Origin of the sequence: Catenuloplanes indicus (assembly GCF_030813715.1) — a bacterium.
Lineage (GTDB): Bacteria > Actinomycetota > Actinomycetes > Mycobacteriales > Micromonosporaceae > Catenuloplanes > Catenuloplanes indicus.
On sequence record NZ_JAUSUZ010000001.1, the window covers coordinates 316,289 to 336,182 of the forward strand.

Here is a 19,894-nt window from a genome sequence, read left to right on the forward strand (position 1 = left end):
GCGGCTGACCAATCGTGGTGCAAGGTCCCCTGACCAACCGGGTCGCCGCGCTGTGCGACGAGGTCGGCCCGCGACTGTCGCCGGTCAGCGCGCAGCAGGTGCTCGCCGTCCGCCGCCGCCTGGACGAGGCGTTGCGCGTCGCGGTCGCCGGCCGCCTGAAGGCCGGGAAGTCGACACTCGTGAACGCGCTCGTCGGCCGCCGGGTCGCACCGACCGCGGTCGGTGAGTGCACGCGCGTGGTCACCCAGTTCCGCTACGGCACCGCGGACCGGCTGGACGTGGTCCGCCGGGACGGTTCGCGCGTGTCGCGGCCGCTGGAGGAGTCCGGCATGATCCCGATGCAGCTGGGCGTGCCGCGCGAGGACATCGCGTTCGTCGACGTGACGCTGACCAGCGACCGGCTGCGTGACCTGACCGTGGTCGACACGCCCGGTCTGTCGTCGACGAACCAGTCGATCTCGGCCGCGTCGTCCGCCTATCTGACACCCGATCAGGCGACCTCGGACGCGCCGCTCGACGACGACCTGGACGACGACTCGGTCGCCGCGGTCTCCGGCGCGGAAGCGGTCCTGTACGTGTTCACCCAGGCCGTGCGCGCGGACGACATCGCGGCGCTGTCGACGTTCCAGTCCGTGTCCGCGCGCCTGTCCGGCAACCCGATCAACTCGATCGGCCTGTTCAACAAGGTCGACAAGCTGGTCGCGGGCGGCGCGGACCCGTGGCCGGTCGCCGGGCCGCTCGCCTCCGACCAGGCCGGTGTGCTGCGCCGGGTGGTCTCCGAGGTGGTCCCGATCGCCGGCCTGCTGGCCGAGACGACCGAGGCGGGGCGGCTGACCGCGGCCGACTGCGAGGCGCTGCGTACCCTCGCCGGGTTGTCGCAGACCGAGCGCATGGTGCTGATGGCGTCGGTCGACCTGTTCATCAACCGCGACTGCCCGGTGTCGAAGGCGCAGCGGGAGCGGCTGCTGAGCCTGCTCGACCTGTACGGCATCGGTTTCGCGCTGGCGCAGTTCGCGAACAAGCCCGAGCTCGGCTCCGGCGAGCTGGTCCGGCTGCTGCTGCAGGCGTCCGGTTTCGCCCGGCTGCGCAACACGCTCGACCAGGCGTTCCGCTGGCGTACCGACGCGATCAAGGCGGCCTGGGCGCTGTCCAGCCTGGAGCGGCTGGCCGGGCACGCCGCCGCCCAGCAGGACCGGGAGCTGCTCCGCGACGCGATCGAGCGGGTGCTGCAGCAGCCGGAGTACCACCGGCTGCGGCTGCTGGAGGCGGCCCAGTCCGTCACGTCCGGCGCGGTCGTGCTGCCCGAGCAGATGGAGCGGGAACTGACCCGGCTCGCGCTGACCACGGACGCGGCCTGGATCCTGGAGATGCCGCAGGCGAGCGTGGAGCAGCTGGCCCAGGCCGCGCTGGCCGCCGCGAACCGGTGGCGGGTGTTCGCGGTCGCCGGGGCCAGCCCGGCCCAGGCCCGGGTCGCCCAGGTCGCACACCGCGGCTTCTTCCTGCTCGCCCAGCAGGTCCGCGGCCAGAACTCGGCCCACCCGGTCTCCGGCGCCGCACCCGTGGCCGCGCCGTGGCAACACCAACCGCCACCGCCGCCGGGGTACGGGCGGGCGCCCGGCCCCTACACTCCCGGCTACCCCGGTGCGCCCCAGTCCGGCCCGCCCCACCAGTACCGCCCCGGCCACGGAGGTTACCGATGACCGCACCCGCCGCAGCGAAACCCGGCGCCGAGGCGGTGCAGGCGCTCGCCCGGCAGCTCGCCGCGACCTCCGACGGCGCGCTGGCCTACCTGCGGTCGGTCGACCCGGACGCGGCCGCGGACCTCGACGAGCTGTCCCGCCGCGAGCGGGACAAGCCCGCGATCGTCATCGTCGGTGAGACCAAGCGCGGCAAGTCTTCCCTGGTCAACGCGCTGATCGGCGCGCCCGGCCTGTCACCGGTCGACGTCGCGGTGTCCACCTCGGCGTACCTGGAGATGACCGAGGCGCCGACGCCGCAGGCCCGCGCGTGGCAACCCGGCCAGGAGCACCCGGTCGAGATCGGCATCGAAGGACTGATCAACTGGGGTACGGCCGGTGGTGTGCTGCCCGAGGGCGCGCGCCCGCCGCGCCGCATCCAGATCGGCTACCCGTCGCCGCTGCTGCAGCACCTGACGCTGGTCGACACGCCCGGCACCGGCGGCCTCGACCCGGCGCACGCGGAGGTCGCGCTGGCGGCGGCGGAGCAGGCGACCGCGCTGCTGTTCGTCGTCGACGCGTCCTCGCCGCTGTCCCAGCCCGAGCTGGACTTCCTCATCCAGGCCTCGAAGCGGGTCAACCTGGTCATGTTCGCGCTGACCAAGACGGACGCGTACCCGGGATGGCGGACCATCCTGGCCGACGACAAGGCGCACCTGAAGACGCACGCGCCCCGGTTCGGCAACGCGCCCTGGTTCCCGGTCTCGGCCCGGCTCGCCGAGACGGCCGCGCAGATGCCGCCGGAGGTCGCGGCCGAGCTGGCCAAGGAGGCCCGGATCGACGAGCTGGCCAAGGCGCTGCGCCAGGTCGCCGGCCGCCGTGGCCTGCTCGACCGGGCGAACCTGCTGCGCGCGCTGCGCTCCGAGATGGTCCGCCGCGACCTTGCGCTCGGCGAGCAGATGACCGCGACCGACCCGGACCCGGCCGACGCGGCCCGGGCGAAGGAGCAGCGGCAGCAGCTGGCCGCGAAGAAGCGCACCGACTCCCGGCAGTGGTCGCTGGCGTTGAACACGCACGTGCAGCGGGCCCGGGTCGAGTCCACCGGTGGCCTGCGGACCGCGCTGTCCGAGCTGCAGGAGGACTACCTCGGCAAGCTCGACAAGTTCAAGCGCAACGAGCTGGAGGCGCTGCCGCAGAGCGTGGACGCGGCGCTGCACGCGGTGTCGCTGAAGCTGTCCGCCGACCTGGAACGCCGGTTCCGGCAGGTCGGCGAGGAGGTGCTCGCGCACGCGTTCCCGCCCGCCGAGCTGCAGCACGTGCTGGGCCGGCTCAACGCCCAGCTCGGCCACGCCCTCAACACCAAACCGCAGCGCGACGCCGGTACGGACAACGTGATGGTCGCGCTGTCCGCCGGTGGCATCGCGATGATGGCCGGCCGGGGCGCGATGGCCGGCGCGTCCGCGCTCGGCGCGACCGCGATCGTCGGCGGTGGTCTGCTGCTGCCGGTCGTCGGCGTCGGCATCGGCCTGGCCGCGGGCGCGTTCATCCTCTACAAGCGCCGCGTCGCCGGTGACCGGCAGCAGGCCAAGGTGTGGCTGCGCGAGGTGATCGGCGAGTCCCGGGCCGCGCTCACCGACGAGGTCGCGCACCGCTTCACCGACCTGCAGTACGCGCTGACGCTCGCGCTCGACGACGCGATCGAGCGCCGCCTGAAGGAACTCGACGAGCACATCGGCAAGATCGACCAGGCGCTCGCCACGGACAAGGCGACCCGGGCGAAGAAGAAGGCCGCGCTGACCGCGGAACGCGACGCACTCCGCGCCCGCGTGAAGCAGGTCGACGAGGTCCTGGTCAAGACCCGCGGCCTGGCACCCGCCTCGGCCAGCGCCGCCGTGAAACCCGCCGCCAAGCCCGCCGCCCCCGCCCCGACCGCTGGAGGAGCCCCGTGACCGACCACCAGGACTGGCCCGGCGGCGAACCACCGGACGACGACACCACCGGCGACGTCACCGGGCCCGGGGCGCCGCTCTACTCGCACTCTCCGTTCGGCGACGACCTGCCGTCCTTCGACGAGCCGGCGTCGTCGTACGACACCCCCGCGCTCCCGGACGAGCCGTCCGTCCCCGCGGACCCGGCCACCCCGGCGGAGGACGTGCCGGCGACCGAGGGGTTCGGCGCAGCGTACAGCGAGGACGACCCGTTCGCGGCGTCCGCCGTGGGTGCGGGCGGCGGCGGGCCGTACGAGTACACCGAGGGTTTCGGCGGCGCGGACGACCCGGACGCGACCGGCTCGGCGTCGTCCGCGGACGCGGTGGACTCCGGCGCCGACGCGGCTGCCGGAGACCCGGTGACCGATACCGGTTCGGCCGATTCCGGTTCCGCCGCCGGTGACGGATCGGGTTATCCCGCGCCGGGCGGCGCCGAGCCACCGGCCGCCGAGGGCTTCGGGGCTGCTCCGGCGGACCCGGGTGCTGCCGGCGACCCGGTTCCGGACTCCGCCGCCACGCCGGGAGCCGACGTGGCGCCCGGTGCCACGACGCCGGGGCCGGTGAGTCCGTCGCTCGGCGATGCCGCCGATCCCTCCGCCGGTACCCCGGACCCCGCGCTGCCGCCGGACCCCGCACTCGACGCGGGAGAACCGCTGCCCGGCTCCGCCGCCGGCGAACCGGGGGGCACCCCGGACCCGGCCGGCGCGGAATCCTCCGCGCCGGTGCCACCGGCGGAATCCGGTGCCGTCGATTCGTCCGGTGCGGGCGGCGGCGAGGAGTTCGTCCCGTCCGCGGAGCAGGGCTTCGGCGACGCCTATGCCGGGAGCGACACCGGCCAGAACACGGCGCCGCCGCCCGTCTCGCCGGATCCCGGCGGCGCGGACGTGTCCGATTCCGGCGGTGGCGCTCCGACCGCACCGGAAAGCTCCGGGGACGCGGACGGCTCCGGAGCGGGGACCCCGACCGCACCGGAGGGCTTCGGCGACGCGGACGTCTCCGGTGCGGATGCCGCCGAGCCGGTCGCGGCGCCGCCGTTCACCACGGACCCGGGGGCCGACGGCGATCCGGTCGCCGCGAACGACGCCGGCGTACCCGCTGATGATGTTGATCCTGCGGACGCGCCGCTGTCCGAGGAGGACTATGGTGCGACGCCGCCGGTCGGCGTCGACCCGGATCTCGCCGACCACGGCGAGGGCGCCGGATGGGACACGTTCCCGCCGGAGCTGGCCGTGGAGACGCCGGACCCGGTCGACGGCCCGCCGTGGATCGACCCGGACCTGCTCGGCACGCTGTCGCCCGCGGACCTGGCCGCCGGTCTCTCCCCGGCCGACCTGGCCACCTGGACCGACCCGCTCGCCGCCGACGCCGTGGTGCCCCCGGCCGATCTGCTCGACTACGCGGGCACCACGGATGCCACCGGTGACCCGTGGACGGCGCTACGCTCGTCCGACGACCCGGCCACCGCGGCCCTGGCCCGCTGGTGGGCGCCGCCGTCCGCGTGACGCCCACCCCGTTGACTTGTCGCAATCCTTGTCTCAACATAGTGAGACAAGGATTGCGACAAGTTGGGGAGGTCGCCATGGCGGGGAACGCACGTTCGGCGGAGCTCGAGATCGCCCGCCTGTGGCTGGCCGGGCGCGGCCTGGCCGACGTCACGCCGACACCGGGGCTGGCGGCACGCCTGACGGCCCGGCGCCGCGCGCGGGTCGCCGCGGCCCTCCTGCCGGCCCTGTTCCTGTGCGCGACCGCGCTGGTCTACGTCTCCGCGCTGCCGATCCGGCCCACCGATGAGGGGTTCGGCGCGGCGCGGCGCTGGTCGCTGGTGGTGCTGACCGCGCTGGTTGCCGCGCTGGTGCTGGGCCTGTCACTGCTGGACCGCTGGGTCCGCCGGGTCGATGCGCGCGCCGGCGCGGACCTGCCGCGCCGCGCGGCCCACTCGGTGCGACCCGGCTGGCGCACCGTGCTCGGCCTGCCCCGAGCCGCGTTGCTGCTGGTCACGTACGCGGCCGCGGCCGCGCTCGGTGCCGCGGCCCTGGTCGTCCGGGACGGTGCCGCCAGGTACGCGGCGGTCATCCTGCTCATCGGCCTGTGCGGCGTCGCGGCCGGCACGGCCGTCCAGCTGCGCCACGTACTCACCTCCCCGGTGGTCGCGGACGACGAGAGCTCGCTGCGGGCCGACCTGCTGATGCGCGTCGAGGACGCGCGCGAGGTGGCGCTGCCGACCGTGGTGTGGTCGCTGCCGGTCGTGTCCGTGTTCGACACCGGGCTCGATCCGTGGAACACCGGCTGGCTGGTCTTCATCGTGCTGAGCGTCATCGCGGTCATGCTGATCACGGCCGTGGACGGCCGGCGTGCCCTGACGGCCCGGCGCACCGCATGATCATCATTGACCCGGCGTCGCCCGTTCCGCCGTTCGAGCAGCTCCGCGCGCAGCTCGCCGCGCAGATCCAGGACCGTACGCTGGCCGTCGGTACCCGGCTGCCGGCCATCCGCCGCCTGGCCGCGGATCTCGGCCTGGCCGTCAACACGGTCGGCCGGGCCTACCGGGAGCTGGAGGAGGCCGGCCTGATCGAGACCCGCGGCGCAGCCGGCTCGTACGTGTCCGCGGCCGGCGAACAGGGACGCGAACGGGCCCGCCGCGCCGCCGCCGAGTACGCCGCCGTCATCGCCGGTCTCGGCATCGACCCCGCCGAGGCGGTCCGCATCGTCCAGGCGGCCCTGGGCCGGGGCGTCTCCGAGGCGTGAATTACCCGGTGAGGCGGCGCGCGGCCGTCGTGGTGCCCCGGCGCGGGTCCGCGCCGGGGCGGGGCCGTAGGTGGTGGCGAACGTGGCACTCCATGCGAAGGTCGCGGCCCTTCAGGTGCGCAGGGTCTGGCGGGGCAGCCGGCCGAAGGCCGCGTGGTAGTCGGCGGCGAAGCGGCTCAGGTCGGTGAAGCCCCAGCCTCTGGCGATGACGGTGACGGTGGCGCCCGTGGTGGGGTCGGCCGCCTGCAGGTCGCGGTGCGCCCGTTCGAGCCGGACCCGGCGCAGGTAGCCCAGCGGGGTGGTGTCCATGTGCCGGCGGAAGCCGGCTTGCAGCGCGCGGACGCTGACGCCGGCCGCGGCGGCGTGCGCGTCGATGCAGGCGACCGCCCGGCGCACCGTGACCGGCACCTCGCGCACGCCGAGCAGGCACGCCGCCGCGCCGAGCAGCACAGCGCCGCCGCCGGGCGATCCGCTCGGCGAGCCGCTGCCATCCGGTGCGCGACCACCGACGTGATCGCCGCGTCCGCGTTGCTCATCGGCCAGGCACGCGCTCGCACGGCGGACACCCTCCGCATCAGCCCGGTGCTCGACGGGGCTGACCGCCGCGGATCGCGACCGGACACCCCACCCGACGGCTGAATTTTGCGTGCCACGCATCTTTGCGGGGCGCGCACTTTTGTGTACCGTGGTCGCATGGGCTTGCGAGAGCAGAAGAAGCAGGCGACCCGGGCCGCGCTGAGCTGGGCCGCGGTCCGGCTGATCGTCGAGCGCGGCGCGGAGAACGTGCTGGTGGAGGACATCGCGGCCGCGGCCGGGGTGTCACCGCGCACGTTCAACAACTACTTCTCCAGCAAGGGCGAGGCGGTCGCGGCCCGGCACCTCGACCGCCACCTCCAGCTCGCCGCCGACCTGCGGGCCCGCCCGGCCGGCGAGCCGCTGTGGACCGCGATCACCGCCGCGGCCACGGCCCAGACCACACCGGGTCCGGAGGTGACCGCACACCCGCAGCATCCCGATCCGGCGGAGTGGGCGGCCGGCATCCGGGCGATGATGGCCTCCCCCGGCCTCCAGGCCGAGATGCTGCGCGCCGGCGTCCGCGCGGAGGCGGAGATCGCGGCCGCGGTCGCCGCCCGCACCGGCACCGACCCGTCTCGCGACCTCTACCCCACGCTGGTCGCGGGCGCGATCACCGCGGCACACAACGCCGCCCAGCAGCAGTTCGTCGCCCATGACGCGTCGGTGTCCATGACCGACCTGCTGCGCGAGGCCCTGTCCCTGCTCGCCGCCGGCCTCCCGGAGCCGGCCCGGGAACCGTGACACCCATCCGCGGGTACGCCCGGCGGCCCGCCGGGCGCCGGAGTGCACCGGCGCACGTGATCACCGGCATCCGCCGTCCGCACGGGATTGCCGGACCCGGTGCGCGTAACCACGGGCCGGCGGTGCCGCCGGGAGTTCGCTGACCTGCGGCCGGCCGCTTCGGCATCGACCAGGCTGTGGGCCACGAGGAGGAGGCGCCCGCCGAAGCTCGGGTTGTTGAATACCCACAAGATACCGGGCGCGAGGCGCCCGGTCGCAGGTCCACCCCACCGGCTCGATGAGGTGGACCGGACACGCACCACCCACCACGCCCCACCGCCACGACAGGCCGCCGACCGGCCGGGGCGTCAAGTCCGGCGGATCCCTCGGCAGTCGCCGAACGCCGTGATCCGGCCAGACACGCGGCTGTGGCAGGCAACCCGTCTGCCGCAAGCATCCCGGTGGCACGGCACATCGCACGAACCCGCACGCGACCGCGCGCCGGGCTGTCACACGTACCCTCGGAGGGGTTTTGTCATGAAATCTTATGATGTCATCGTCGTCGGCGCCGGGCCGAACGGCCTGATGGCCGCCGCCGAACTCGCACTCGCCGGTGTCCGCCCGCTGGTCCTGGAGCGCGATCCCGAGCCACGAACGGAGCAGCGCGCGAACGGCATGGTCGGCCAGATCGTGCGGCTGCTCGACCGCCGTGGCCTGCTGTCCCGGCTGACCGGTGAGGACACTCCGCCGCGCCCGGCCGACCACTTCATGTTCGCGGCCTACCCGATGCCGTTCCACCTGCTGCCGGACAACCCGGTCTACACCGTCCTGGTCCCGCAGCGCCGCGTCGAGCAGGTACTGGCCGCACGCGCCACCGAACTCGGCACGCGGATCGTCCGCGGCCGCGCGGTGACCGGCCTGTCCCAGGACGCCGACGGCGTCACGATCACGACCGACGACGGTACGGCCCACCGCTGCTCCTGGCTGATCGGCGCGGACGGCGGCCGGAGCACGGTCCGGAAACTGGCCGGGATCGGTTTCCCCGGCATCACCCACGACCGGACGGTCAGCCGCTCCGCGCACGTCCGGCTGGCCGCGGACGCGCTCGACCCGGACACGCACGCGCTGCGCGTCCCCGGGTTCGGTGAGTTCCGGCCGTTCCTGCACACTCGCCTGGAGCGCGGCATGGTGTCGTTCGCGCCGTTCCCGGACGGCCGGGTGATGGTGAACGTGTCCGAGCCCGGCGCCGATCCTGGCGAGCTGCCGCTGACATCGGAGGAGTTCCGGGCCGCGTTCGCCCGCGTGGTCGGTGTGCCGGCCCCGTTCCCGGAGGTCACCCCGTTGCGGCGGCTGACCGGCGGCAACACCCGGCTGGCCGACCGCTACCGTGCCGGGCGGATCTTCCTGGTCGGCGACGCCGCGCACGTGCACTCCCCGATCGGCGGCAACGGCCTGAACCTGGGCCTGCAGGACGCGGTGAACCTGTCCTGGAAGCTCGCCGCCGAGGTCCACGGCTGGGCACCGGACGGCCTGCTCGACACCTACGAGTCCGAGCGCCGCCCGGCCGGTGCCCGCGTCACCATGCAGACCACCGCCCAGGGCGTCCTGGTCGGTGCCGGACCGGAGGTCACCGCGCTGCGGACGCTCGTCGGTGAACTGCTCCAGGATCCGCCCGCGCTGGCCCGGATCGCCGCGCTGATCTCCGGCGCCGACGTGGTCCACCCGCACACCACCCGCTGGGCCCCGGACCTGACCGTCGATGGCCGGCCGCTGTCGGTGTTCACCGTCACCGCCCGCCCGCTGCTGATCGACACGACCCCGGACGGCCGGTATGCCGCGGCCGCCACCGCGTGGTCCGGCCGGGTCGGCGTCGTCACCGGCGCCGGCGGGACCAGCATGCTGATCCGCCCGGACGGCTACGTCGCCTGGGAGCACGGCGACGGCCTCACCGATGCCCTCACCCGCTGGTTCGGCGCACCGGCCCACAGCCACGGGCCGAGCGGTGCCGGGCCGGCGACCGTCTAGAGTCCCAGCGCCGCCCTCACCAGATCAAGAGCCTGCCCCGGGGGTACGCCGAGCGTGCGCGTCGCGGTCGCGTACTGCCCGGCGAGCCGCAACGCCTCGGCGGACGCCCCGGCGGCACGGGCCGTGATCACGGTCCCGTGCCGCCCGCGCGTCTCGACCAGACCGGCCGTCTCCAGTTCCCGGTACGCGCGAGCGACCGTGTTCACCGCCAGCCCGAGCTGCTCCGCCAGCGCACGTACCGCCGGCAGCCGCGTGCCGGCGGCCAGCTCCCCGTTCCGGGCGAGCGCCGCGACCTGGTCCCTGATCTGCGCATACGGCGGCACGTCCGCGCCGTCCTCGATCACAATCCGCACGCACCACTGTAAGCGGCCTCGCCGGCCTACCTCACGTGGGCGTTCGACCGGCGCCACTTCCCGGTTCAGCTGAGGAAGTCCAGGGCGGTGAAGCGAGGCCGGTAGCCGAGGGCGCGTGCGGCCGCGCGGGAGTCGTAGACCCGGTCGATGCTGGCCGGCAGGCGCCAGCCGCGTTCACGGAACGCGGCCGCGACCCGCGGCACCCGCTGGGTGATCAGCGTCGGGGCATCGCGGAACAGGTCGCGGCAGTCGCCGGGCGTGAACGGGTACGCGCCGGCGATGTTGTAGACGCCGGTGATCGCGGTCTGCCCGGCGGCGAGGACGACCGCCTCGGCGACGTCGTCGACGCCGACCGCGCGGTGCAGCAGGTGACCGGCGAGCACGTGCGGCCGTTCCGGGAAGCAGCGGGCGATCCGCAGCGCGATCGCCGGGATCGGCCCGGACGCGATGAGGCGTTCCGCGGCGAGTTTGGTGTCGTCGTACACGTCGCGGGGTTTCGGGGTGAGTTCCTCGTCGACCCAGACGGCCGTGCCCTGCGCGACCAGCGCGTGCCCGTAGACGCTGGTGGAGCTGATGTAGACGAGACGGCGCACGCCGGCGCGGGCGGCCTCGCCGAGCAGCGCCGCGGTCGCGTCGACGTTGACGGCCCAGAACTCGGCGTCGGGCACCGTGCCGACGTGCGGTGCGTGCAGCGCGGCGACGTGCACGAGCGCGTCGGTGTCACGGACCGCGTCCGCGCGGACCTGCGGGTCGCGCAGGTCCCCGGCGACGTCGACCCACCGGCCGGGGCTGCGGTCGGTGCCGCGCACCGACCAGCCGGCCTTGTCCAGTGCCTCCGCCGCCGCCGTGCCGACCAGGCCCGCCGCCCCCGTGACCACCACCCGCATGGGTTCCATCATTCCAGTTCCGGTGGCCGGGAAACGGTCAGAAGCCGGTGACGACCCGGTCCGGCCGGTGCCACGTCCACTCCGGGGCCGGCAGCGCGGGTGCGGGCCCGGCCGGGAACGTGCCCACCGGGGTGATGTCCAGGTCGCCGCCGCGGATTGGTGTTGTCACTGAACCCGGCGACACCCGGCGAACGGCTTCGGCGGCACCGACCTGAACACGGCCGGGTCCAGGTGCGGCAGCACGGTGATCTGGTCGTTCCCGCCGATCGTCGCCATGATCGCCGCGATCGACGGGCCGGTCCACGCGGCGGTCAGGTCCGCGGCCCGGGCCGCGGCGGACGCGCCGACCTGCCGGGTCGTCGGGTGCTCGACCGGGACCAGGCCGAGCCGGTCGGGCAGCACCCGCATGCCCCGCTCGTGGACGTGCGGGAACGCGCCGAGCGCCGCGAACGACGGGGACAGCACCGCCACCCGCGCGCCCGGTGAGATCCGCATCGGGTCAGTATGTCGTGTACGGCGTCGGGGTGGAGCCGGGCCCGCCGTCGGTGTCGGACTCCGGGATCAGGTACAGGCACACGCAGCACAGGATCCAGATGATGTTGATCAGGGCGATCGCCCAGATCCAGCGCGGGTCCTTGTACCAGACGCGTTTCGGTACGCCGGTCATCACCGGCGGGCGCGGTGGTGCGACCGGGCCCTTGGCGACCATCGGCGGGTGCATGACCGGCTGCTGGTGCATCGGCGGGGCCTGGTGCATGACCGGCGGGGGCGGCTGCATCTGCGGCGGCCCGGACGTCGGGTAGGCCGGCCCGCCGGACGTGCTGACCGGCTGGTACGGCGGCACGGACACCGGCGCGGGCCGCTGCGCCGGGGTCGGTGCCGGCCCGCCGTGGTAGGCGGCGCCCTCGGCGACGACGGTCTCCGGCTGCTCCAGCGTGGTGGGTGCGACACCGAGCCGGTTGTGCAGCAGGCTCGCGACCAGCGGGATCCGTGACGACCCGCCGACCAGGAACACCCCGGCCAGGTGGGTCGGGGCGAGCCGGGCGGCGGCGACCGTCTCCAGCAGCGTGTCGACGGTCCGGCCGAGGTGCGGGCGCAGCAGCCCGTCGAACTCCTCGCGGGTGACGTGCGCGGAGATGTCCATCGACGGCACGTGCACGTCCGCGCTGTTGGCCCGCGACAGTGACTCCTTCGCGCCGCGCACGTCGTCGTAGAGCAGCGTCCGCTGCCGGCGCTGCGCCGCGTCGCGCGGGGCGATCAGGCCCTGCCAGAGCGGGTTCGTGCCGGCCCCGTACGCGCGGCCGAGATGGTCGACGAGCAACTGGTCGAAGTCGAGACCACCGAGGTCGTGCAGGCCGCGCTGGGCGAGGACCTCGAACCCGGCCGGGCCGGCGTGCCGGACCACGGCCGCGTCGAACGTGCCGCCGCCGAGGTCGTAGATGGCCAGTGCGCGGCCGGGCGCGAGGTGCGCGCCGAGGACCGCGGTGTAGTAGGACGCGGCCGCGACCGGTTCGGCGATCAGCCGCGGCTGCGGCAGCCCGGCCAGCCGCGCGGCCTCGAACAGCGCGGCGCGGCGGCGTTCGCCCCACTGCGCCGGGTGGGTCATCCGCAGCTCGTCCGGTGCGCCGCCGAGGTGCCGGGCGGCCTCCTCACCGACGCGGCGCAGCACGGCCGCGATCAGCTGCGCGACCGGGACCTCACCGCCGCCGAGCAGGACCGCGCCGTCGTCGATGCGGCGCTTCGGGTTCGGCTCGAACCGGGACGGGTCGTGCAGCGCCGACCGTTCCGCGTCCCGGCCGGTGCGGATCTGGCCGCTGGGGTCGAGGTAGACGCAGGACGGCAGCAGCGGCGAGGAGTCGAAGACCAGCGCGCGTGCCGGGCCGTTGTTCGCCCGCACCACGGCCACGGTGTTGGAGGTGCCGAAATCGATCGCCAGGACGCGCATCGGGACACCCTAAAGCACCGGCGATCATGAGGGCACGCGGGGACAGCGCGCCGTGACGGTCGGCTTCCCGACGCAAAATCTGTTCACCGTCCGGACGCCTGCGCGACGGCGCCCACCGGGCATACTGCGCGGGTGGATCACCCGTACCTGGACACGCCGGCCCCGATCGCGTTCGCTCACCGTGGCGGCGCCGCGGACGGCCCGGAGAACACGGCGGAGTCGTTCGCGCGGGCGGTGCAGCTCGGCTACCGGTACGTGGAGACCGACGTGCACACCACCGCGGACGGCATCCCGGTGATCTTCCACGACCCGGACCTGCGGCGGCTCACCGGCCGCCCCGAGCGGGTCGCGGAACTCACCTGGGCCGACCTGGCCACCGTGCGCGTCGCGGGCGCGGCGGCCGTACCCCGGCTGGACGAGGTCCTGGACGCGTGGCCGCACGTGCGGTTCAACATCGACGTGAAGGCCGACGGCGGCGAGGAACCCACCGTCCGGGTGATCGAGTCGGTGGTCGCGCAGGACCGGGTGCTGCTGGCCAGTTTCTCCGACGCGCGCCTGACCCGCATCCGCGCGCTCGCACCGCGGATCGCCACGTCGATGGGGATGCGCGCGGTCGCGAAGCTGCGCGTGGCGTCGCTGGCCGGCCGGCGGCTGCGGCTGCCGGCGTCGGTGGTGGCGGCGCAGGTCCCGCCCCGGTACGGGCGGCTGCCGGTGGTCGACGCCCGGTTCGTGCGGGCCGCGCACGCGCAGGGCTTGCAGGTGCACGTGTGGACCATCGATGATCCCGCACAGATGCACGCGCTGCTCGACCTGGGCGTGGACGGCATCATGACCGACCGTCTCGACGTCCTACGGGACGTCTACACCCAGCGCGGCGTCTGGCCCGCCTGACACATCTGGACCACTCATGACTGCTGCTGCCGTGCCGGCCACCGGACGGGAACGCACCGGCTGGTACTTCTACGACTGGGCGATGTCGGCGTTCTCGACCACGGTCATCACCGTGTTCCTCGGCCCGTTCCTGACCAGCGTCACGAAGGTCGCGGCCGGCTGCGAGCTCGGCGCGGACTCCTGCGACGCGACCGTCTCCCCGCTCGGGATCACGATCGCGCCCGGCTCGTTCTACCCGTACCTGGTGTCGCTGTCGGTGCTGCTGACCGTGTTCGTGCTGCCGGTCACCGGCGCGATCGCGGACCGGTCCCGGCACAAGAAGGTCATGCTGGCCGCGACCGCGTTCCTCGGTGCGGGCGCGACGATCGCGATGGCGTTCGTGACCGGCGACCGCTACCTGCTCGGCGGCGCCCTGTTCGTGATCGGCAACGTCGCGCTCGGCGCGTCGGTGGTCGTCTACAACTCGTTCCTGCCGCAGCTCGGCGGCCCGGACGAACGCGACCGGATCTCCAGCCGCGGCTGGGCGCTCGGCTATCTCGGCGGCGGCCTGCTGCTGGCGCTGAACCTGGTCGCGCTGACCATGTTCGAGAACCCGGACGACCCTCGCTCGACGCTGGACATCGCCCGCTGGTGCATCGTCTCGGCCGGAGTCTGGTGGGCGCTGTTCACGCTCGTCCCGCTGTTCTGGCTCACGGAACGCCCGTCCGCCGAGGCGGTCGAGGCACGCGGCCGCAACCTCCTGCTCGACGGGTTCGTGCAGCTCGGCCACACGATCCGGCAGATGCGCACGTACCCGCTGACGCTGTTCTTCCTGGCCGCGTTCCTGATCTACAACGACGGCATCCAGACCGTGATCAGCCTCGCCAGCCAGTACGGCACCGAGGAGCTGCGCCTCGGCCAGTCCACCCTGATCATCACGATCCTGATCGTGCAGTTCCTCGCGTTCGGCGGCGCGCTGCTGCTCGGCCGGGTCGCCGCCGCGATCGGCGCGTGGAAGACCGTGCTGGCCAGCCTGGTGCTGTGGACGCTCGTCATCCTCGGCGCGTTCTGGCTGCCGGCCGGGGCCCCGGTGCCGTTCATGCTGCTCGGCGCGGCCATCGGCCTGGTCATGGGCGGCAGCCAGGCGCTGTCGCGGTCGCTGTTCTCGCAGATGATCCCGGCCGGCAAGGAGGGCGAGTACTACGGCTTCTACGAGATCAGCGACAAGGGCACGTCCTGGCTCGGCCCGCTGCTGTTCGGCCTGGTCTTCCAGCTCACCAGCAGCTACCGGATCGGCCTGATCAGCCTGCTGGTCTTCTTCGTCGCCGGGTTCGCGCTGCTGCTGTTCGTCCCGGTGCGCCGCGCGATCGTCGCGGCCGGCAACGTACCCCCGAAGCTGCTCTGAGGTCCTTGACGTTTTCCCATATCGGAAAATAAGCTGCGGTGCATGGCACGAGCAGCGACGACCTCGGACGCGTTCAACGCGATCGCCGAGCCGCAGCGGCGCGACATCCTCACGCTGCTGCGCACCGGCGAACGCCCGGCCACCGACCTCGCCCGCGCACTCGGCATGAGCGCGCCCCAGGCATCCAAACACCTCCGGGTGCTGCGCGAGGTCGGCCTCGTCCAGGTCCGCGAAGCGGGCAAACAGCGGCTCTACACCCTCGACGCCCGCGGGCTGCAACCGATCCACGAATGGACCGGCGGTTTCGCGCAGTTCTGGAGCGGCAGCTTCGACCGGCTCGACACCTACGTGCAGGACCTGAAGCAGACACGGCAGGAGACCTGACCGATGACCGACCGCGAAATCCTCGTCACCCGACTCATCGACGCACCACGCGAACTCGTCTTCGAGGCGTTCACCGACGTCCGGCACCTGTCCCGCTGGTGGGGCCCGGACGGCTTCACCACCACGACCCACACCTTCGCGTTCACGGCCGGCGGCGAATGGACCTTCGTCATGCACGGCCCGGACGGCACCGACTACCCCGAATGGATCACCTGGACAGAGATCGCCGCACCCGAACGCATCACGCTCCTGCACGGCGAGACAGCCGGCGACCCGAACGCCTTCGAAACCACGCTGACGTTCACCCCCGACGGTACGGGAACCCGCGTCCAGATGCGCACCGTGTTCCCGACCAAGGAACAACGGGACGAGGCCGCGGAGAAGTACCACGCGATCGAAGGCGGACAGCAGACCCTCGGCAACCTCGCCGCGTACGTGACCGGGACAGGCCACTGATGGCCGTGTTCTTCAGCGTCTCCATGTCACTCGACGGCGTCATCGCACCGCACTCACCGGACGAACTCATGGGACGACGATGGGTGCAACTACAGTCGTGGGTGTTCCCACAGCGGTTCTTCCGGGAAAACCTGAAACTCGGCGGCGGCGGCGAGGAACAGCGGGACAACGACATCCTCCGGGAGACGTTCGACCGCACCGGGGCGAGCATCATGGGCAAACGCATGTTCGACGCCGGGGCGGCGGCATGGCCCGAGGAAGCACCGTTCCACACCCCGGTGTACGTCATCACGCACGAGAAACGGGACCCGTGGGAACGGCCCGGCGGCACCGTCTTCCACTTCGTCAACGACGGCATCGAGGCGGCACTGGAAGCAGCCCGCGCGGCCGCCGAAGACCGGGACGTGCGCATCGCCGGGGGCGCAGAGACGATCCGGCAGTACCTCAACGCCGGGCTGATCGACGAATTCTCGATCGCGCTGTCGCCGATGATGTTCGGGGACGGAGCCCGGCTGTTCGACGGGGTTGACCAGACACGGGCCGAACTGGAGCAGATCAGTGCGGAATCGCCGTCGGCACGGGCGACGCATCTCAGGTACGCGGTGCGGCGGCGGTAGACACGCCTCCCGGCTCCCGGGACACGCCGAGAGGCCGGGCTCCGGCCCCTCGGCGTGGCATCAGCAGGCTTCCACAGACGCAAGCGGCCCACCGCACCACCTGACCTCGGCAGCGGCGCCGCCCGGCTACCGAGCCTCCTCCACCTGCTCCTCGGTCCACCCGATGAACGCCGCCAGCGCCGCCGAACTCGTCCCCGTCCCCGACACCCACTGCTGCAACACGATCCCCAGATCCCCCGGCAACCCGTCCGCCGGAATCGGCCGGTACGGCTCCGGATCGAACGAGATCTCATCCACGTGCAACCACAGATCATCCGGGTCCAGCCGCTCCCGGACCTCGTCGAACTCGTCGATGCCCTGCTGACCGGACGCGATCGTCTCGCCCGTCCGCCAGTCCTGCAGGCTCCACTGCGCCCCGTGCGCCCGCCCGCCCGTCACGATCCGGTGACCGGCGGCCTCCTCCGCCTCGATCCGGTCCAGCCGGCGCTGTTTGAGATCCCTGTTGTGCAGCAGCACGCGGCGCAGATGCGCGCGGACCGCGTCGGTCGCGTCGTCAGTCACAACAACGATCTTGCCGGAAGGTGAAAATCACACGGCGAACGGGATCCCGGTCAGCTCCTCCGACACCGCCCACAACCGCTCCCCCAACGCCGCATCCCGCGCCCCGGACACCGGCGCGACCACCACCGGACCACCCCACAGCTGCAAAAACGACGGACCGACGAACGAACCGGACACCGCCTCCGGCGCCGTCGCCGCGAACAACGCCGGCAACGCACCCACCGACGCCGGCTGACCGAACACCGGATTCATCACCCGGCCCACCGCCGCCCGTACCCCCGTCGGGCCTGACGTCTGCAGACGCGACCGCGCATAACCCGGGTGCGCGACCACGCTCATCCCGCCCCGCCGATGCAACTCCAGACCGAACACCACGTTCGCGTACTTCGACTGCGCGTACGCACCCTCCGGCGAATACCGCCGGTGCAGATAATTCGGATCAGCCAGATCCAGACGACCGGTCCGGTGCAGGATCGACGACATCGTCACCACCCGCGCCCCGGGCCGCCGCCGCGGCCACAGCAACGCCGTCAACGCGAAATGCCCCAGGTGGTTCACCCCGAACTGCCATTCGAAACCCTGCCGGGTACGCCGCAGCGGCGGCCACATCACCCCGGCGTTGTTCACCAGCACGTCGAAACCGTCCACCGACCCCGCGAAACCCGCCACCACGTCCAGGTCCGCCAGATCCAGCCGGCGCGCATCCACCCCCGGGACCGCGGCCGGATCACGCACCCCGTGAATCACGTGCGCGCCTCGCCCAGCCAGCTCCGCCGCGATCACCGCACCCAGACCACTGGACGTGCCCGTGACGACCGCGACCCTCCCGCTCAGATCCGGAATATCCGCTGCCCGCCACGATCCCGTCATGCGGACCAGACTATGTCAGACGATCCGCTCCAGGACGAACCGCACCACCGCCGGAAAATCCGCACCGACCGCCACCGACACCCCCGCACCACCCGGCCCGACCCGGGTCCGCCCACGCTCCGGACCGAACCCGTGATCCACCTCCACCCGCGCCGGCCGGCACTCCAGAATCCCGGGCCGCACCGCCTCCGCCACCGCCACCGCGTCATGCATCGGCACCCCACCACCGGCCGGCACACCGGACACGTACCCCGCGATCGCATCCGCCACCACCGGCCCCGCACCACCGGCCGCCCGCAACCCGGCTGCGTCCGCCGGGCCGATCAACGTCCGCAACGTCACGTCCAGACCCACCATCGTCGTCGGCACCACCCGCGGCAGTCCCGGCGCGGACAACACCCGGTACGCCGCCTCCGGATCCGCCCACACGTTGAACTCCGCCACCGGCGTGACGTTGCCGGCACCGGCCGCACCACCCATCACCACCAGCCGCCCCAGCCGGGCCGCCACATCCGGGTACAGCGCGAACAGCAACGCCACGTTCGTCAACGGACCCAGCGCCACCAACGTCACCGGACGCTCCGACGCCTCGATCGCCGCCGCCAGGAACGGCACCGCGTGCACACCCACCGGCTCGGCCGGCGACACCGGCAACCGCGCCCCACCCAGACCCGTGTCACCGTGCGCACCCCGACGACCCCGCAAACCCGCCACGACCAGCGGCCGGTCCGCGCCCACCGCCACCGGCACATCCGCCCGGCCGGCCAGCGCCAGCACATCCAAGGCGTTCCGCGCGGTCAGCGCACCACCCACGTTCCCCGCCACCGTGCTCACCCCGAGCAGCGACACCTCCGGGCTCGCGCACGCCAGCAACAACGCCACCATGTCGTCGACACCCGGATCACAGTCGATCAACAGCGGTCTCAGGCCATCCACTGGTCCCACGATAGTTTCACCAGCAACGCCAGCACCACCACCAGCAACACGACCCGCACGAAACCCGAACCGCGCCGCAACGCCATCCGCGCACCGAACGTCGCCCCCACGATGTTGCACACCGCCATCGCCAGACCCAACGTCCAGAAGACGTGCCCACCCAGACCGAACACCACCAGCGCACCCAGGTTCGTGCCCGCGTTCACCATCTTCGCCATCGCCGACGCATGCACGAAATCCGCCCCGATCACCGTCGTGAACGCCAGCACCAAAAACGTCCCCGTACCCGGACCGATCATCCCGTCGTAGAACGCGATCAGCCCACCCGCGACCGCCACCACCACGGCCGCCCGCGTCCGGGTCCGCTTCTCCGGCTCCGACGTCACACCCATCCGCGGCCGGAACGTCACGAACAACGCCACACCCGCCAGCACACCCAACACCACCGGCCGGTACGCCGACGCCGGCACACTACCGGCCAGCACCGCACCCACCCCGGACAGCACCACCGCCGCACCCGCCGCCGGACCCGCCACCCACCAGTCGATCTTCGTCCGGCGCGCGTACGTCACCGCCGCCGTCGCCGTACCCGCGATCGCCGCCAGCTTGTTCGTCCCCAACGCCGTCGCCAGCGGCACCCCCGGCGCTGCGATCATCAACGCCGGCAACAGCAGCAACCCGCCACCACCGACCACCGCATCGACCCAGCCCGCAGCCGCGGCCGCCACCAGCAGGACCGCTATCTGACCCGGATCCACCTACCGCCCCCGCCGCGTCCGCAGCCACCAACCGGCAGCCGCACCGGCGACGAACACCAACGCGATACAGAACAGGGCTTTAACCAGCACGGACGCCACCGTACCCGCGACCCGCGCACCCA

General features: G+C 73.2%; 22 protein-coding genes. 12 read left to right on the forward strand and 10 right to left on the reverse strand.

All coding sequences use genetic code 11. The features are described 5' to 3' along the window. Positions 1–14 precede the first annotated feature (14 nt). The 5 genes from J2S42_RS01785 (at position 15) to J2S42_RS01805 (ending at position 6,409) form a co-directional block, all read left to right on the forward strand. Complete coding sequence (locus tag J2S42_RS01785; protein ID WP_307234519.1) at positions 15–1,700, forward strand: dynamin family protein; 1,686 nt, start codon at positions 15–17, stop codon at positions 1,698–1,700. Beyond that, positions 1,697–3,625, forward strand: a complete 1,929-nt coding sequence (locus J2S42_RS01790) for a dynamin family protein (RefSeq protein ID WP_307234520.1) — start codon at positions 1,697–1,699, stop codon at positions 3,623–3,625. The genes J2S42_RS01785 and J2S42_RS01790 overlap by 4 nt, the downstream gene beginning before the upstream one ends. Further along, entirely contained in the window at positions 3,622–5,166 is a 1,545-nt protein-coding gene (locus J2S42_RS01795) for a hypothetical protein (protein ID WP_307234522.1), read from the forward strand. Before J2S42_RS01790 ends, J2S42_RS01795 begins: the two co-directional genes overlap by 4 nt. A 77-nt stretch (positions 5,167–5,243) precedes the next feature. Next, positions 5,244–6,044: a hypothetical protein gene (locus J2S42_RS01800; protein ID WP_307234523.1), complete on the forward strand. Its 801-nt coding sequence runs from the start codon at positions 5,244–5,246 to the stop codon at positions 6,042–6,044. Then, entirely contained in the window at positions 6,041–6,409 is a 369-nt protein-coding gene (locus tag J2S42_RS01805) for a GntR family transcriptional regulator (RefSeq protein WP_307234525.1), read from the forward strand. Before J2S42_RS01800 ends, J2S42_RS01805 begins: the two co-directional genes overlap by 4 nt. Positions 6,410–6,520: 111 nt before the next feature. Here J2S42_RS01805 and J2S42_RS01810 read toward each other — a convergent pair whose 3' ends face one another. Next, positions 6,521–6,859, reverse strand: coding sequence for a helix-turn-helix transcriptional regulator (locus J2S42_RS01810; protein ID WP_307234527.1), 339 nt, complete (start codon positions 6,857–6,859; stop codon positions 6,521–6,523). A gap of 243 nt (positions 6,860–7,102) precedes the next feature. Between J2S42_RS01810 and J2S42_RS01815 the strand changes: the two genes are divergently transcribed. Both J2S42_RS01815 and J2S42_RS01820 read left to right on the forward strand, forming a co-directional pair. Continuing rightward, complete coding sequence (locus tag J2S42_RS01815; RefSeq protein ID WP_307234529.1) at positions 7,103–7,726, forward strand: TetR/AcrR family transcriptional regulator; 624 nt, start codon at positions 7,103–7,105, stop codon at positions 7,724–7,726. Positions 7,727–8,242: 516 nt separating this feature from the next. After that, positions 8,243–9,730: an FAD-dependent oxidoreductase gene (locus J2S42_RS01820; protein ID WP_307234531.1), complete on the forward strand. Its 1,488-nt coding sequence runs from the start codon at positions 8,243–8,245 to the stop codon at positions 9,728–9,730. Here the strand turns inward: J2S42_RS01820 and J2S42_RS01825 are convergent. The 5 genes from J2S42_RS01825 to J2S42_RS01845 all read right to left on the reverse strand — a co-directional run bounded on the left by J2S42_RS01825 (position 9,727) and on the right by J2S42_RS01845 (position 12,915). Continuing rightward, positions 9,727–10,083, reverse strand: a complete 357-nt coding sequence (locus J2S42_RS01825) for a GntR family transcriptional regulator (protein WP_307234533.1) — start codon at positions 10,081–10,083, stop codon at positions 9,727–9,729. The two genes, J2S42_RS01820 and J2S42_RS01825, sit on opposite strands and share 4 nt — an antisense overlap. 65 nt (positions 10,084–10,148) lie before the next feature. Continuing rightward, positions 10,149–10,970, reverse strand: coding sequence for an NAD-dependent epimerase/dehydratase family protein (locus J2S42_RS01830; RefSeq protein WP_307234535.1), 822 nt, complete (start codon positions 10,968–10,970; stop codon positions 10,149–10,151). Between the two features lie 37 nt (positions 10,971–11,007). Further along, positions 11,008–11,139 carry a hypothetical protein gene (locus J2S42_RS01835; protein WP_307234537.1) on the reverse strand — a complete coding sequence of 44 codons (132 nt, stop codon included), beginning with the start codon at positions 11,137–11,139 and terminating at the stop codon, positions 11,008–11,010. Then, entirely contained in the window at positions 11,136–11,465 is a 330-nt protein-coding gene (locus tag J2S42_RS01840; RefSeq protein WP_307234539.1) for an LD-carboxypeptidase, read from the reverse strand. The genes J2S42_RS01835 and J2S42_RS01840 overlap by 4 nt, the downstream gene beginning before the upstream one ends. Positions 11,466–11,469: 4 nt before the next feature. Further along, complete coding sequence (locus J2S42_RS01845) at positions 11,470–12,915, reverse strand: Hsp70 family protein (protein WP_307234541.1); 1,446 nt, start codon at positions 12,913–12,915, stop codon at positions 11,470–11,472. A gap of 132 nt (positions 12,916–13,047) precedes the next feature. On the opposite strand from J2S42_RS01845, the gene J2S42_RS01850 reads away from it, so the two are divergent. Genes J2S42_RS01850 through J2S42_RS01870 form a run of 5 tightly spaced genes read left to right on the forward strand, consistent with a single transcriptional unit; the run spans position 13,048 to position 16,647 of the window. After that, positions 13,048–13,806: a glycerophosphodiester phosphodiesterase family protein gene (locus J2S42_RS01850; protein ID WP_307234543.1), complete on the forward strand. Its 759-nt coding sequence runs from the start codon at positions 13,048–13,050 to the stop codon at positions 13,804–13,806. A gap of 16 nt (positions 13,807–13,822) precedes the next feature. Then, positions 13,823–15,190 (forward strand): MFS transporter, encoded by a 1,368-nt coding sequence (locus J2S42_RS01855; RefSeq protein ID WP_307234545.1) that lies wholly within the window; start codon positions 13,823–13,825, stop codon positions 15,188–15,190. Positions 15,191–15,232: 42 nt separating this feature from the next. Then, positions 15,233–15,574 (forward strand): ArsR/SmtB family transcription factor, encoded by a 342-nt coding sequence (locus J2S42_RS01860; RefSeq protein WP_307234547.1) that lies wholly within the window; start codon positions 15,233–15,235, stop codon positions 15,572–15,574. Between the two features lie 3 nt (positions 15,575–15,577). After that, positions 15,578–16,030 (forward strand): SRPBCC domain-containing protein, encoded by a 453-nt coding sequence (locus tag J2S42_RS01865; RefSeq protein WP_307234548.1) that lies wholly within the window; start codon positions 15,578–15,580, stop codon positions 16,028–16,030. After that, complete coding sequence (locus J2S42_RS01870) at positions 16,030–16,647, forward strand: dihydrofolate reductase family protein (protein WP_307234550.1); 618 nt, start codon at positions 16,030–16,032, stop codon at positions 16,645–16,647. Before J2S42_RS01865 ends, J2S42_RS01870 begins: the two co-directional genes overlap by 1 nt. 126 nt (positions 16,648–16,773) lie before the next feature. On the opposite strand, the gene J2S42_RS01875 is transcribed toward J2S42_RS01870, so the two are convergent. Genes J2S42_RS01875 through J2S42_RS01890 form a run of 4 tightly spaced genes read right to left on the reverse strand, consistent with a single transcriptional unit; the run spans position 16,774 to position 19,742 of the window. Next, positions 16,774–17,208: a hypothetical protein gene (locus J2S42_RS01875; RefSeq protein WP_307234552.1), complete on the reverse strand. Its 435-nt coding sequence runs from the start codon at positions 17,206–17,208 to the stop codon at positions 16,774–16,776. Positions 17,209–17,235: 27 nt separating this feature from the next. Next, complete coding sequence (locus J2S42_RS01880; RefSeq protein WP_307234554.1) at positions 17,236–18,078, reverse strand: SDR family NAD(P)-dependent oxidoreductase; 843 nt, start codon at positions 18,076–18,078, stop codon at positions 17,236–17,238. Positions 18,079–18,093: 15 nt separating this feature from the next. Continuing rightward, positions 18,094–19,014: a nucleoside hydrolase gene (locus J2S42_RS01885; RefSeq protein WP_307234556.1), complete on the reverse strand. Its 921-nt coding sequence runs from the start codon at positions 19,012–19,014 to the stop codon at positions 18,094–18,096. Beyond that, positions 19,002–19,742, reverse strand: a complete 741-nt coding sequence (locus tag J2S42_RS01890; protein ID WP_307234558.1) for a TSUP family transporter — start codon at positions 19,740–19,742, stop codon at positions 19,002–19,004. The genes J2S42_RS01885 and J2S42_RS01890 overlap by 13 nt, the downstream gene beginning before the upstream one ends. Positions 19,743–19,894: the final 152 nt, after the last annotated feature.

Bases quoted from the DNA above. Each gene is read 5' to 3' on its own strand.
- J2S42_RS01790 (WP_307234520.1), top strand. From the start codon at position 1,697: ATGACCGCACCCGCCGCAGCGAAACCCGGCGCCGAGGCGGTGCAGGCG.
- J2S42_RS01800 (WP_307234523.1), top strand. From the start codon at position 5,244: ATGGCGGGGAACGCACGTTCGGCGGAGCTCGAGATCGCCCGCCTGTGG.
- J2S42_RS01805 (WP_307234525.1), top strand. From the start codon at position 6,041: ATGATCATCATTGACCCGGCGTCGCCCGTTCCGCCGTTCGAGCAGCTC.
- J2S42_RS01815 (WP_307234529.1), top strand. From the start codon at position 7,103: ATGGGCTTGCGAGAGCAGAAGAAGCAGGCGACCCGGGCCGCGCTGAGC.
- J2S42_RS01820 (WP_307234531.1), top strand. From the start codon at position 8,243: ATGAAATCTTATGATGTCATCGTCGTCGGCGCCGGGCCGAACGGCCTG.
- J2S42_RS01830 (WP_307234535.1), bottom strand. From the start codon at position 10,970: ATGCGGGTGGTGGTCACGGGGGCGGCGGGCCTGGTCGGCACGGCGGCG.
- J2S42_RS01840 (WP_307234539.1), bottom strand. From the start codon at position 11,465: ATGCGGATCTCACCGGGCGCGCGGGTGGCGGTGCTGTCCCCGTCGTTC.
- J2S42_RS01845 (WP_307234541.1), bottom strand. From the start codon at position 12,915: ATGCGCGTCCTGGCGATCGATTTCGGCACCTCCAACACCGTGGCCGTG.
- J2S42_RS01855 (WP_307234545.1), top strand. From the start codon at position 13,823: ATGACTGCTGCTGCCGTGCCGGCCACCGGACGGGAACGCACCGGCTGG.
- J2S42_RS01860 (WP_307234547.1), top strand. From the start codon at position 15,233: ATGGCACGAGCAGCGACGACCTCGGACGCGTTCAACGCGATCGCCGAG.
- J2S42_RS01865 (WP_307234548.1), top strand. From the start codon at position 15,578: ATGACCGACCGCGAAATCCTCGTCACCCGACTCATCGACGCACCACGC.
- J2S42_RS01870 (WP_307234550.1), top strand. From the start codon at position 16,030: ATGGCCGTGTTCTTCAGCGTCTCCATGTCACTCGACGGCGTCATCGCA.
- J2S42_RS01880 (WP_307234554.1), bottom strand. From the start codon at position 18,078: ATGACGGGATCGTGGCGGGCAGCGGATATTCCGGATCTGAGCGGGAGG.